Origin of the sequence: Azonexus hydrophilus, assembly GCF_905120355.1 — a bacterium.
Lineage (GTDB): Bacteria > Pseudomonadota > Gammaproteobacteria > Burkholderiales > Rhodocyclaceae > Azonexus.
Genome location: NZ_CAJHOB010000003.1, coordinates 1 through 12479, shown reverse-complemented (window position 1 = coordinate 12479; position 12479 = coordinate 1). Strand labels below are relative to the sequence as shown.

Annotated in this window: 12 protein-coding genes; 11 read left to right on the top strand and 1 reads right to left on the bottom strand. The window is 61.6% G+C overall.

All coding sequences use genetic code 11. The annotated features are described in order from the left end of the window. Positions 1–25: 25 nt before the first annotated feature. On the bottom strand, positions 26–1249 hold the full coding sequence (gene xseA / locus JYJ39_RS02730) for an exodeoxyribonuclease VII large subunit (RefSeq protein WP_205201899.1): 1224 nt from the start codon (positions 1247–1249) through the stop codon (positions 26–28). 359 nt (positions 1250–1608) lie between these two features. On the opposite strand from xseA, the gene JYJ39_RS02725 reads away from it, so the two are divergent. The 11 genes from JYJ39_RS02725 to JYJ39_RS02675 all read left to right on the top strand — a co-directional run. Continuing rightward, the gene (locus JYJ39_RS02725) at positions 1609–2214 is read left to right on the top strand and encodes a MotA/TolQ/ExbB proton channel family protein (RefSeq protein ID WP_205201897.1); all 606 of its coding nucleotides are present in this window, start codon (positions 1609–1611) and stop codon (positions 2212–2214) included. Positions 2215–2216: 2 nt separating this feature from the next. Continuing rightward, complete coding sequence (locus JYJ39_RS02720) at positions 2217–2633, top strand: ExbD/TolR family protein (RefSeq protein ID WP_205201895.1); 417 nt, start codon at positions 2217–2219, stop codon at positions 2631–2633. Between the two features lie 86 nt (positions 2634–2719). After that, positions 2720–3682: a tetraacyldisaccharide 4'-kinase gene (gene lpxK, locus JYJ39_RS02715; RefSeq protein ID WP_345890781.1), complete on the top strand. Its 963-nt coding sequence runs from the start codon at positions 2720–2722 to the stop codon at positions 3680–3682. Then, positions 3663–3836, top strand: a complete 174-nt coding sequence (locus tag JYJ39_RS02710) for a Trm112 family protein (RefSeq protein WP_205201891.1) — start codon at positions 3663–3665, stop codon at positions 3834–3836. Before lpxK ends, JYJ39_RS02710 begins: the two co-directional genes overlap by 20 nt. Positions 3837–3841: 5 nt before the next feature. Then, complete coding sequence (gene kdsB, locus JYJ39_RS02705) at positions 3842–4606, top strand: 3-deoxy-manno-octulosonate cytidylyltransferase (RefSeq protein WP_205202180.1); 765 nt, start codon at positions 3842–3844, stop codon at positions 4604–4606. Between the two features lie 100 nt (positions 4607–4706). After that, on the top strand, positions 4707–5360 hold the full coding sequence (gene adk, locus JYJ39_RS02700) for an adenylate kinase (protein ID WP_205201889.1): 654 nt from the start codon (positions 4707–4709) through the stop codon (positions 5358–5360). A gap of 7 nt (positions 5361–5367) precedes the next feature. Then, a complete protein-coding gene (locus JYJ39_RS02695; RefSeq protein WP_205201886.1) occupies positions 5368–6618 on the top strand; it encodes a 6-phosphofructokinase in 1251 nt (416 codons plus the stop codon). Between the two features lie 110 nt (positions 6619–6728). After that, positions 6729–8894 carry a type I secretion system permease/ATPase gene (locus JYJ39_RS02690; RefSeq protein ID WP_205201884.1) on the top strand — a complete coding sequence of 722 codons (2166 nt, stop codon included), beginning with the start codon at positions 6729–6731 and terminating at the stop codon, positions 8892–8894. Beyond that, positions 8894–10306 carry an HlyD family type I secretion periplasmic adaptor subunit gene (locus tag JYJ39_RS02685; protein ID WP_205201882.1) on the top strand — a complete coding sequence of 471 codons (1413 nt, stop codon included), beginning with the start codon at positions 8894–8896 and terminating at the stop codon, positions 10304–10306. The genes JYJ39_RS02690 and JYJ39_RS02685 overlap by 1 nt, the downstream gene beginning before the upstream one ends. A 2-nt stretch (positions 10307–10308) precedes the next feature. Further along, positions 10309–10905: a response regulator transcription factor gene (locus JYJ39_RS02680; RefSeq protein ID WP_205201881.1), complete on the top strand. Its 597-nt coding sequence runs from the start codon at positions 10309–10311 to the stop codon at positions 10903–10905. Between the two features lie 107 nt (positions 10906–11012). Further along, a partial coding sequence (locus tag JYJ39_RS02675; RefSeq protein WP_205201880.1) for a retention module-containing protein occupies positions 11013–12479 on the top strand: 1467 nt, incomplete at its 3' end.

The window sequence follows — 12479 nt, the reverse complement described above, 5'->3', positions numbered from 1 at the left end:
TGTTGCGCTAGTGACGAGTTCGATTCTAGTCAGCTTCGCCGGGGGCGACAACCTCGGTGACCTGCGCCCGCAGCTGGCCACGGGCCAGCTGGATGTGCAGCTGGGCGCCGCGATGGGTCTGGCTGCTGTTGCGTAATGCCTGCGCATTACCGTCGGTGACGAGGGCGTAGCCGCGGTCGAGCACGGCCAATGGGTCGAGTTGCTTGAGGTTGTCCATCAGGCGCAACAGACGGGCGTGCCGTTGTTCGTGCAGGCGCTGGCTGGCGCGCTGCAGGCGTTGTTGCAGCTGGTCGAGCTTTTCCCGTTGCCGGGCGAGGTTTTCGGCGGGATGGACGAGCCGGTGGGCGAGTCGGTCAAGGCTTTGCTGCAGGTCAGCCAGGCGGCGCTGGCAGGCGCGTTGCAGGCGATGCTGCTGCTGTGCCAGCTGGCGCAAGACGAGCGCCTGCTCGGGGACGGCCAGCTCGGCTGCAGCGGTGGGAGTGGGGGCGCGCTGGTCGGCAACGAAATCGGCGATGGTGAAGTCGGTTTCGTGTCCGATGCCGCTGATGACCGGTAACGGACAGTGGGCGATGGCGTGGGCGACGATTTCTTCATTGAACGACCACAGGTCTTCGATGCTGCCGCCGCCGCGACACAGGATGACGAGCTGGCAGTCGCTGTTGCCGGCGGCCTGCAGTGCTGCGGCAATCTGGAGGGCGGCACCTTCGCCCTGTACCGGCGTGGGGAAGATGTCGATCTTGAGTTGCGGTGCGCGTCGCGCCAGGGTGCTCAAGACATCGCGCAGGGCGGCAGCCTGCAGGCTGGTCACGATGGCCAGGCGGCGTGGCTGGGGAGGAAGCGGGCGTTTGCGTTCCGGGGCAAACAGGCCGGCGCTTTCGAGTGCTGCCTTGAGCCGCAGGAAACGCTCGAATAAGGCGCCCTGACCGGCCTGGCGCAGGACTTCGACGCTTAATTGAAATTCGCCGCGGGGCTCATAAAAAGAGACCAGCACCCGCGCTTCGACCTGCGCGCCATTCTGCGGTTGCCAGCCGAGTGTTTGTGCGCGGCTGCGCCACATGACGCAGCGGACCTGGGCATCCTTGTCCTTGAGGGAAAAATACAGGTGGCCAGACGCAGCCCGGGTCAGGTTGGATATTTCGCCAGCCACCCAGAGCAGGGGGAAGGATTCTTCCAGTCGCGCGCGGACCTGCTGGTTCAGGACGCTGATGCTGAGTGGAGAGTTATTGACAGCGGAGGGCGGGGTGTGCATCGCCGGATTTTAACTGGAAAAAATTCATGGGTTATGGGCTTGACAATGTTGAATTAACATAACTAATTGATTTTTAAGGAGGTTAAAAGTATGCCTCGTTTTTTGGCAGGATAAGGCGGGAGGCGCTCTGGCGCGGCTTTGGTCGGGTTTGCCACAGTTCATCCACAGACTTATCCACAGCTTTTGGGGATAAAAGGGCTGCTCCCTGTGCTTTCAATGAGATGGCGCATAAAGCTGGGGGAAAACGTGAAAATACCTCGGCAACTGCGCTTTCTTTTTTGCGCACATGAGCGAATGTCTTGCCGGGGGGGGCAGGGCAGGGCAAAATTGTGGACTGAATTTTCTAAGGACATTGGCACGTGTTTGAAATCGTCAAAGCAGCAGGTTGGCCGATCTGGCCCTTATTGTTGGCTTCGGTCATTGCCGTTGCCCTGATCCTCGAACGCTTGCTGACCTTGCGCCGCAACAAGATCGTTCCCCCTGGGTTGCTGCAGCGTGCCGTCGGTGAGTTCCGGCGTGGTGCCGACAATAGCCGTCTACTTGCGGACCTGGAGCGGCATTCCCCCCTGGGACGGGTGCTGGCGGCAGGTTTGCGCAATGTCGGCACGTCGCGTGAGGTGATGAAGGAATCAATCGAGGAAGCGGGCGCAGCCGTCGCGCACGAACTCAACCGCTACCTGACCACGCTCGGCACCATCGCTTCGATCAGCCCGCTGATGGGGCTGTTCGGTACCGTGGTCGGGATGATCGAAATCTTCGGTTCGCAAACGCCCGGTACTGGCAGTCCGCAGCAGTTGGCCAGTGGGATTTCGATTGCCCTTTACAACACCGGCTTCGGTATTTTCATCGCCGTGCCGGCCATGATTTTCTGGCGTCATTTCCGGGCGTTGGTCGATACCTTCGTCATCCAGATGGAACAGCAGGCGGTTCGGCTGGTGGAATACATGCACGGCGAGCGGAAGTAAGCATGCGATTCCAGCGCAATAACAGGTGGGAAGAGCCGGAAATCAACCTGATTCCGATGATCGACGTGCTGCTGGTCATCATCATTTTCCTGATGCTGACCACCACCTATTCGAAATACGCCGGCCTGGAAATTGATTTGCCGATGGCGGATGCCACCCAGTCGACCGGACAGCCTAATGAAATCGATGTGGCGGTGACGGCTGCCGGGCAGATTCTGGTCAGCAAGGTGCCGCTCGCCGCTGGCGACAACCAGGCTATCGCGGTGGCACTGCAGCAGGCTGCGGCTGGTCGCGAGAAACCGGTGATCGTCATCAATGCCGATGCCAAGGCGACGCACCAGCGCGTCGTTGATGTGATGCAGGCGGCGCAGTCGGCCGGTTATCCGCATATCTCGTTTGCCACGCAAAGTGCCGATTAATGCGCGCTGACGGGTTGCAGCGATTGTGGTTCCAACGCCGGCCGAGGCCGGCGTTGTGGTTTCTTGCCTGGTTCTTGTGCTGGCTCGTGTTGTGGCCGCTACACCTGCTTTTTGTCCTGGGTTCCGCCGGACGGCGGCGCTGGTCGGCGCGGCGGCATTTGCCGGTGCCGGTGGTGGTGGTCGGCAACCTGATTGTTGGGGGGGCGGGAAAAACGCCTCTCACCCTGGCCTTGGCCGAGCAGCTGCGTGCCCGGGGCTGGCAGCCGGGCATCATCAGCCGGGGCTACGGTGCCGATCTTGGTACAGCGGTGCGGGCAGTGACGGCCGACAGTCTGCCGCAGGAGGTGGGCGATGAACCGTGTTTGCTGGCTCGGCGCAGCGGCTGTCCGCTCTGGGTCGGGCGCGATCGGGCGGCCGCAGGGCGTGCCCTGCTGGCGGCGCATCCGGAGGTGAACGTGCTGCTATGCGATGACGGTTTGCAGCACTATCGTCTGGCGCGCGATGTGGAAATTGCCGTATTCGATGCGCGTGGGGCCGGTAACGGCTGGCGTTTGCCCTTGGGGCCGTTGCGTGAGCCACTGGCGCGTCTGGCGCAGGTGGATGCGGTGGTCGGCAATGGCTGTGCGGTGGATGCGTTGGCGCTGGGGCGTCCGGCGTTTACGATGACATTGCAAACGGACGGCTTTTATCGCCTGGGATCACCGCAGCAGCGGTGTCCGGCGGCCGAGTTGGTGACCCGGCTGGCCGGGAAAAACGTGCATGCCATTGCCGGTATTGGCCATCCGGAGCGGTTTTTTGCGACGCTGCGCGCCGTGGGGCTGCAGTTCGAGGCGCATGCGTTTGCAGATCATCAGCCGTATCAGCTGGCCGATCTCGCCTTCGGGCCGCAGACCGTACTGCTGATGACCGAGAAGGATGCAGTAAAATGCGCCGCTCTCCCCTTGTCTGAAGCCGTGGCTGAGGCCTGGGTGTTGCCGGTGACGGCCCAGTTGCCGCCGGCCTTGATGGATTTGATCGTGGAGAAACTACGTGGATGCTCGTCTGCTTGAAATTCTGGTCTGCCCCCTGTGTAAAGGCCCGCTCGACTACCGCAAGGCGGAGCAGGAGCTGGTGTGCAAACCCTGTCGCCTGGCCTACCCGATCCGCGACGACATTCCCGTGATGCTCGCCGACGAAGCACGCCAGCTGGCAGACGAAGCGTGAGCGTGCTGCCCGCGTTCAAGGTGGTCATTCCGGCGCGTTACGCTTCTTCGCGTCTGCCCGCCAAGCCCCTGCTTGATCTCGGTGGCAAGCCGATGGTGGTGCGCGTTGCCGAGCGTGCACGTTTGTCGGGCGCGGAAGAGGTGTGGGTGGCCACAGATCACCCGGAAGTGCATGCGGCCTGCACGGCGCATGGCGTGGCAGCGCTCCTGACGCGCGCGGATCATCCCTCGGGGACCGACCGGCTGGCGGAAGTGGTGGCGCAGCGAGGCTGGGCGAGCGATACGCTGGTGGTCAATGTGCAAGGCGACGAGCCGTTGATCGAGCCGGAGCTGATCACGCAGACGGCGCGGCAGCTGGCAGTGAGCGGTGCGGATATCGCGACGGTGGTACATCCGCTGACCGTGGCGGCGGATTTCTTCAATCCCAATGTGGTTAAGGTGGTCTGCCGTGCCGATGGCGATGCGCTGTATTTCTCACGCGCCCCGATGCCCTACGCCCGCGATCATTTCGCAGCGAACGGTACAGCCAGTTTGCCGGCGGGTTTGCCGGCATACCGACACGTTGGCCTGTATGCTTATCGGGCAAGCTTTCTCAACGCCTATGCCAGCCTGCAAGAAGCGCCGTGCGAGCAGTTCGAGGCTCTGGAACAGTTGCGTGCTTTGTGGCACGGCTACCGCATCAGCGTCACGCTGGTGGATGCCGCACCGGCGGCGGGGGTGGATACCCCGGAGGATGCTGTCCGCGTGCGCAAACTGTTTGACCCTGCCTGAATTAGCAGGTAAGTTCGAGCGTTCCGGCTGCGTCCATGCATGCTGCTGATGGCACAAGAATATTCAAGAATTTCTGGTTTTTTCCTATGAAGGACTTCTCATGAAACTGATTCTTTTGGGGGCGCCTGGCGCCGGTAAAGGTACGCAAGCCAAGTACATCTGTGAAAAATTCGCTATTCCGCAGATTTCCACCGGCGACATGCTGCGCGCCCAGGTCAAGGCGGGCACCCCGCTCGGTCTGGAAGCCAAGAAGCACATGGACGCGGGCGGCCTGGTGCCGGATGCCGTGATCATCGGCATGGTCAAGGATCGCCTGACCCAGGACGACTGCAAGAACGGCTACCTGTTCGACGGTTTTCCGCGCACTATTCCGCAGGCGCAGGCGATGAAGGATGCCGGTGTGCCGATCGAGTTCGTGCTTGAAATCGATGTGCCGGATAGCGACATCATCGAACGCATGGCCGGGCGCCGCGCCCACCTGTCTTCGGGCCGCACTTATCACGTCAAGTTCAACCCGCCCAAGGTCGCAGGCAAGGACGATGTCACTGGTGAAGACCTGGTGCAGCGTGACGATGACAAGGAAGAAACGGTCAAGAAGCGGCTGGAGATTTACCACGCGCAAACCAAGCCACTGGTCGATTTCTATGGTCAATGGGCGGCGACCGGCGATGCCGCCGCGCCGAAAGTGCGCAAGATTGCCGGTGTCGGCAGCGTCGATGAAATCACGACCGCCGCGTTCAATGCGCTGAAGTAAGGCAGCTATGGCGGCAATCAACGCCTTCTACGCGCAGTCAGGAGGCGCCACCGCCGTCATCAATGCGACGGCGTGCGGCCTGATCGAGGAAGCGCGCCGTCAGCACCTCGCCGATCCGACGCGCATCGGCCAGGTCTATGCCGGGCGCGACGGTATCTTGGGCGCTTTGCGCGAGGATCTGATCGATACCAGCCTGGAAAGTGACGCCGACATCGCCCGCCTGCGCCAGACGCCGGGTGGCGCGTTCGGTTCGAGTCGTTTCCACCTCGGGCCGCTGGCCACGCATCGCGCCATGTATGAGCGCCTGGCAGCGGTTCTGGCGGCGCATGATATCGGTTATTTCTTCATCAACGGGGGTGAAGGGTCGATGGGCGCGGCCTGGCACCTGTCGCAAATGATGCGAGAAATCGGCCAGCCGTTGCGGGTGATCGGCATCCCCAAAACCGTTGATAACGACATGGTGCTGACCGATTGCTGTCCAGGCTTTGGTTCGGTCGCGAAATATATCGCCACCTCGGTGCGCGAAGCGGGTTATGACGTGGCCTCCATGTCGCAGACTTCGACCAAGGTGTTCGTGCTCGAAGTGATGGGGCGGCACGCCGGCTGGATTACAGCCGCTGCGGGGTTGGCCAGTGAAGCCGAGGGGGAGCCGCCGCACATTCTGCTGCTGCCGGAAGTGGGGTTTGATGACCGCAAATTCCTGGCTCGGGTTAGGCACTGTGTCGAAACCTATGGTTATTGCGTGGTGGTGACGGCAGAGGGGCTGTGCGATGCCGGGGGGTGCAATTTTGGTGTTTCTAGCCGCCGCGCCGGCACGGTCGGGCGCTACATTGCCGACATGGTGGAAGTGCACCTGGGTTACAAGCAGCATCTGGCGGTGGCTGATTATCTGCAACGCTCGGCGCGTCACCTGGCTTCGGCGGTGGATGTGGCGCAGGCGCATGCGCTGGGCGCGGCCGCATTGCGCCTGGCACTGGCCGGCGAAAGCGATGTGGCGCCGATCCTGCACCGCTTGTCCGATGCGCCTTATCGCTGGGAAATCCGCACTGCACCGCTGGCGGCCCTGGCCAATGTGGAGCGTCGTCTGCCGCCGGAGTTCATTTCGGCGGATGGCTTCCATATTACCGAAGCCTGCCGGCGTTACCTGGCGCCCTTGATCGCCGGCGAGGATCTGCCGCCATTCGCGAACGGTCTGCCGGTCTATGTGCGCCTGAAAAACCAGAGCGTGACCCGGCGGCTCCCGGTCTACGCGGTTTAGGCAAGTGTGCAGGATACAAACCGACATTGTCTGTTTGCGCCCAATTTACAATTCTTGGCACCCAGGAATTTTTCGGGCACTAAAATTGTCGGCAACAACAGGAAAAAACAATGAGCATCAGCGGGGGAGTCGGTTTATCCGATATTCGGGAAGATCTTTTGCACCATGATCCGTTGCTGGACTGTCTGGTCGAGTTGACACGGATTCATGGTCGTCCCAGCACACGTGCGGCCTTGACTGCTGGATTGCCACTCGAGGCCGGGCAATTGACCCCGGGATTATTTGCCCGCGCCGCGGCGCGCGCCGGTCTGGCCGCCAAGTTGGGGCGGCGCGCCCTGGACAGGATCGACACCGCCTTGCTGCCCGCGGTGTTGCTGCTGCATGGCGAGGAAGCCTGCGTCCTGCTTGGTTGGGACGAAGGCGGCCAGCGCGCGCAGCTTCTTTTCCCGGAAACCGGGCAGGGTTCGGTGAGTTTGAGCCGGGACGAACTGGCCGAGCGCTACGCCGGCATCGCTATTTTCGCCCGGCCGCATTTCCGCTTCGATCAACGCACGCCCGCCGTCGGCCAGGTGCGCCTGCGCCACTGGTTCTGGGGGGCGCTGGCTGAGCAGTGGCCGGTGTACCGTGATGTACTGGGGGCTGCTTTCCTGATCAACATGCTGGCTCTGGCAATGCCCTTGTTCACCATGAACGTGTACGACCGGGTGGTGCCGAACCGGGCGCTGGAAACCTTGTGGGTGCTGGCCCTTGGCATCCTCATCGTGATCGGCGTCGATTTTCTGCTGCGCTCACTGCGCGGTTACTTCATCGATCTGGCGAGCGCGCGCATCGACATGAAGCTGTCAGCGCTGATCATGGAGCGCGTCCTGGGCATGCGCATGGAAGCGCGGCCGGCGGCGGTCGGTTCGTTTTCGGCGAATCTGCGCTCGTTTGAATCGGTGCGCGATTTCATTACCTCGGCCAGCGTGACAGCCTTCATCGACCTGCCGTTCGCGCTCCTGTTCGTGATCGTTATCGGTCTGATCGCCTGGCCGCTGATTTTCCCGGTGCTGGCGGCGATGCTGGCGGTGGCGGTGTATGCCTATGTTTTGCAATACAAGATGCACGAATTGTCGGAAACGACCTACCGCGCAGGGGCGCTGCGCAACGCCACGCTGATCGAGAGCCTGTCGGCGCTGGAAACCATCAAGACGCAGGCGGCAGAAAATGTCATGCAGTCGAAATGGGAGAAGTCGGTGGCCTTCGTGGCCCGAGTCAATAATCGCATGCGTTTCCTGTCCGCCGCTGCGACCAACGGTGCGGCTGAAATTCAGCAGTTGGTCAATGTTACGGTGGTCATCGTCGGGGTCTATCTGATCGGCGAAGGCATGCTCAGCATGGGGGGGCTGATCGCCTGCACCATGCTTTCCTCGCGTGCGGTGGCGCCGCTGGGGCAGATGGTCGGCTTGCTCCTGCAATTCCAGAATGCGCGCATTTCGCTCACGTCGCTCGAACAGATCATGGGGCATCCGGTGGAGCGTCCGGCGGACGCCAATTTCGTGCACCGGCCCGATCTGCGCGGCAGCATCGAATTCCGCGACGTGCACTTTTCCTATCCGAACACCCAGGTGGCGGCGCTGCGCGGCGTGACGGCGCGCATCGAACAGGGCGAGAAGGTGGTCATTATCGGCCGCGTCGGCAGCGGCAAGACCACGCTGCAAAAACTGCTGCTCGGCCTGTATCAGGCGGAACAGGGCACGGTGAGCGTCGATGGCGTCGACGTGCGCCAGCTCGACCCGGCCGACCTGCGCCGCAACATCGGCTACGTGCCGCAGGACGTGACGCTGTTTTACGGCACGCTGCGTGACAACATCGCCATCGGGGCGCCTTATGCCGATGATGCGGCCATTCTGGCGGCAGCGGAGGCGGGCGGCTTGAGCGAGTTCGTGAATCGCCATCCGGATGGTTTCGACATGCTCATCGGTGAGCGTGGCGAGTCGTTGTCCGGCGGGCAGCGCCAGGGGGTGGCCATTGCCCGTGCTTTCCTGATGGATCCGCCCATCCTGTTGCTGGATGAGCCGACCAGCGCGATGGATTTTTCTTCCGAACAGCAGTTCAAGGACCGCCTGCGCAAGATCGCCGCGCACAAGACGGTGCTCATCGTCACCCACCGCAACAGCCTGCTCGAACTCGCCACCCGCATCATCGTCGTCGATGACGGCAAGGTGGTGGCCGACGGGCCGCGCGATCAGGTCATTCAGGCGCTGCAGAGCGGACGGATCGGGAGGAGTGTGTAATGGCTTTCCCGAACTGGATCAAGCGCCTGAACGGCTGGCTGGAGCGCGTCGCCGAAAAGAACAAGCCGCGCGTCGAAAGGGTGCTGGGGCGGCTGCCCAATCAGGAAGACGTGGAAGTCGTCGATTTCGCCACCGATGCCGACCTCGCCATGCTGCGTCAAGAACCCCTGCGCGCCAGGGTGCTGCTGCGCGCCATCGGCATCGTTTTTCTGATCTTCATTCTCTGGGCGGCAGTGGCCCGTTTGGACGAGGTGACGCGCGGTGAAGGCAAGGTCATTCCGTCCAAGCAGTTGCAGGTGCTGCAAAGTATCGATGGCGGCCTGGTTTCGGAAATTCTCGTGCATGAGGGCGACGTGGTGCAGCCGGAGCAGTTGCTGGTGAAGATCGACGAGACGCGCTTCCAGTCCTCGGTCAATGAGAATCGCGCCCAGTATCTGAGTCATCTGGCGAAAGTGGCGCGCCTGAAAGCCGTCAGCGAAGGCACCGATTTCGTGCCGCCGGAAGAAGCGGTCAAGGAAAGCCCGGAAATCGTGGCGCAGGAACAGCAGCTTTATCTGGCGACGCGTGACGAGTTGACGGCAGCTCTGTCGATCGCCCAACAGCAACTGGCGCAGCGGCGGCAGGAATTGAACGAGGCAGTGGCGCGGCGTGAGCAGGCTGCGCACAGCTATAACCTGACTGCCCAGGAATTGACGCAAACGCGCCCGCTGATCAACTCCGGCGCCGTGTCGGAAGTTGAACTGCTGCGTCTGGAGCGTGATGTCTCTCGCTACCGGGGTGAACGTGACATGGCCAGTGCCCAGATCAGTCGCGTCCAGGCGGCAATCAGCGAGGCGCAGCGCAAGATCGAGGAAGTTGAGCTGTCTTTCCGTAACGCAGCAGGCAAGGAACTGTCGGATGCGGCCGCCAAGCTCAATAGCCTGTCGGAAGGCAGTGTGGCACTGACCGATCGGGTCAAGCAGTCGTCCATCCGTTCGCCAGTAAAAGGGGTGGTCAAGCGCCTGTTGGTCAACACGGTGGGCGGCGTGGTGCAACCGGGTAAGGACATGATCGAAATCGTGCCGCTGGAAGACAACCTGCTGCTCGAAGCCCGGGTTCTGCCGCGCGATATTGCTTTCCTGCGTCCGGGGCAGTCAGCGATGGTGAAGTTCTCGGCCTATGATTTTTCCGTCTATGGCGGCCTCGAAGGGGTGCTTGAGCACATCAGTGCCGATACGGTCATGGATGATAAAGGCAATGCGTTTTACCTGGTTCGGGTGCGAACGCTGAACTCCGGTTTTGGCGAGACCAATCTGCCCATCATTCCCGGGATGGTGGCGGAGGTCGATATCCTGACGGGCAAGAAGAGTGTGCTGTCTTACCTGCTGAAGCCTGTCCTGCGGGCAAAGAACGTCGCTTTGACGGAGCGTTGAGGATGCATTACCTGATCGATGACACAGCCAGGATGCCAGCAAACTGGCGGGAAGCTTTCCCAGAGGGTTTGTGGCGCCGGCGGACTGAGCATGTTGCTGCCAGCGCCCGGCTATGCTGGGTCCGCTTGTTGCCTGGCGAACTGCCGGCGCAGCTTGTGCCAACGCTGAATCTGCCGGCAAATTTCGTCATTCTGGCGGATGCGCCGAGTGAAGCCATCACCGTGCAGGCGCTGGAGGTCGGTGCGGCCGGGTGCTGCAACACGTACGCAGCGCCGGACGTCTTGCGCCAGGTCGATGTGGTGGTCGCAAACGGCGGCTTGTGGGTCGGGCGGAGTCTGCTGCAGCATGTCCTGGCTAGCACCCAGCGGATTCTGGAAAAAAAAGCAGAGTCTGCACCACAGGACTGGCAGTTGTTGCTGTCCGGGCGTGAAATCACGGTAGCCCAGTTGGTCGGGCAAGGTGCCAGCAACAAGGAAGTCGCACGCCAGCTCGATATCGCTGAGCGCACGGTCAAGGCGCATCTGACGGCAATTTTTGAAAAATTGCAGGTACGTGACCGATTGCAACTCTCGCTGCGCATCAACGGGGTGCGCGACTAGTACACTTCTTTACATGGCGCAGCCTGGATTTGTACCAAAGTCCAATGGCTGCCTGGGCTGGCCCCCCATAGACTGTGCGCATTACCCATTTTGTATGGAGCGCCGTCATGGCCCAAGCTAACGTCATTGCCCAAGTTTCCTCCCTGTCTGGCGAAGCTTTCGCCCGTGACTCTTCTGGCAACTTGCGCCGGCTGCAGCCCGGTGATGTGATCCGTGAGGGCGAAACCGTGGTCGCCGGCAATGGCGCCGAGGTCGTTCTGACGCTGGCGGATGGCCGTTCGCTGGTGGTCGGCGAGCGCCAGTCGGTGACGGTTGATGCGGAAGTCGCGGCAGAGGTGAAGCCGGATGCCAGCGATAGTGCTCTGGCGCAAAAAAATGGTTTCGAGAAAATTGCCGCCGCCCTGCAAGAGGGGGAGGATCTCGATGCCCTGCTCGATGCTGAAGCGCCGGCCGCAGGTGAGACTGGCCCGGGTAACGAAGGGCACAGCTTCGTCGAATTCTTGCGGATTGTGGAAACTGTTGATCCGCAGTCCTATAGCTTTGGCACCGGTGATCGTGGTGTTCTGAATACTGTTGAGGGGGCGCCGCTCTTGCCGCGAGCAGACGCTGAAGCCATCGTTGTTTATGGTCCAGTGACAGTAGATAGCCCGGAGGTTAACGAGGCTTCCCCCTATGTGGTGTTTACCGTGAAGGGAGACGCTGGGCAAAACGTGACGCTGCAGTTTGAAGATGGCAGCGCCACCGGCGGCGGGGTGGACTACGGCCCGGTCATCGAAGTCTCTACTGATGGCGGAAATAGTTGGACGACCTACCCTGGTGGCCCGATCGCAAATCAGACAGGTGAAATTCTCGTCCGGACTCCTATTGTTAACGACGATCTGGCGGAGGGGGAGGAAACCTTGACTCTGGTCGTGGTGCCGGAGGGGGGCGGTGCCCCGTCCCGCGGTACCGGTACGATCAAGGATGACGGCACGGGCGAGATACAGAATCCAAAGACGGGCGAGCCGATCGATTCGACCGATCCGGCTTATCCGCTGTCGGGGTTGGATAACGACCATGTGGTCAGTGTCAACAACGTCGTGGTGAGTGAGTCATCACCCTATGCCGAGTTTGAGGTCACGGGCAAGCCGGGTAATCAGATCACGCTGACATTGAATGACGGTGACGCCAAGGCCGGTGGCGATTACGGCCCTGCGCTGGAAGTTTCGACGGACGGTGGCTTGTCCTGGAGTAACTATCTGCCAGGCGACAAGGTAACAATGCCGGGGGCGGGTGTGATTCTGGTGCGTACTCCGGTTATTGATGATGCCTTGGTCGAGAGTGATGAAAGCTTCACCCTGACGGCGACGCCAGTGTTGGGCAATACGTCGGCAAGCGGTACGGGCACGATTCTGGACAACGACAAGCCGGGGATCAGCGGCATTGAGCCGAACGGCCCGGGGATCACTGACGATGCAGTGGAAGAAGGTCAGCCCCTGTCGTACACGGTGACGCTGACGGAGCCGACGCAGACGGCAGTGACCTACAGCTTCACGACGGGTGGCAGCGCCACCTCAGGTACTGACTACGACACA

Coding starts and splice junctions, on each gene's coding strand:
- JYJ39_RS02680 (WP_205201881.1), top strand. CDS start 10,309: ATGCATTACCTGATCGATGACACAGCCAGGATGCCAGCAAACTGGCGG.
- adk (WP_205201889.1), top strand. CDS start 4,707: ATGAAACTGATTCTTTTGGGGGCGCCTGGCGCCGGTAAAGGTACGCAA.
- JYJ39_RS02690 (WP_205201884.1), top strand. CDS start 6,729: ATGAGCATCAGCGGGGGAGTCGGTTTATCCGATATTCGGGAAGATCTT.
- JYJ39_RS02685 (WP_205201882.1), top strand. CDS start 8,894: ATGGCTTTCCCGAACTGGATCAAGCGCCTGAACGGCTGGCTGGAGCGC.
- JYJ39_RS02720 (WP_205201895.1), top strand. CDS start 2,217: ATGCGATTCCAGCGCAATAACAGGTGGGAAGAGCCGGAAATCAACCTG.
- xseA (WP_205201899.1), bottom strand. CDS start 1,249: ATGCACACCCCGCCCTCCGCTGTCAATAACTCTCCACTCAGCATCAGC.
- JYJ39_RS02695 (WP_205201886.1), top strand. CDS start 5,368: ATGGCGGCAATCAACGCCTTCTACGCGCAGTCAGGAGGCGCCACCGCC.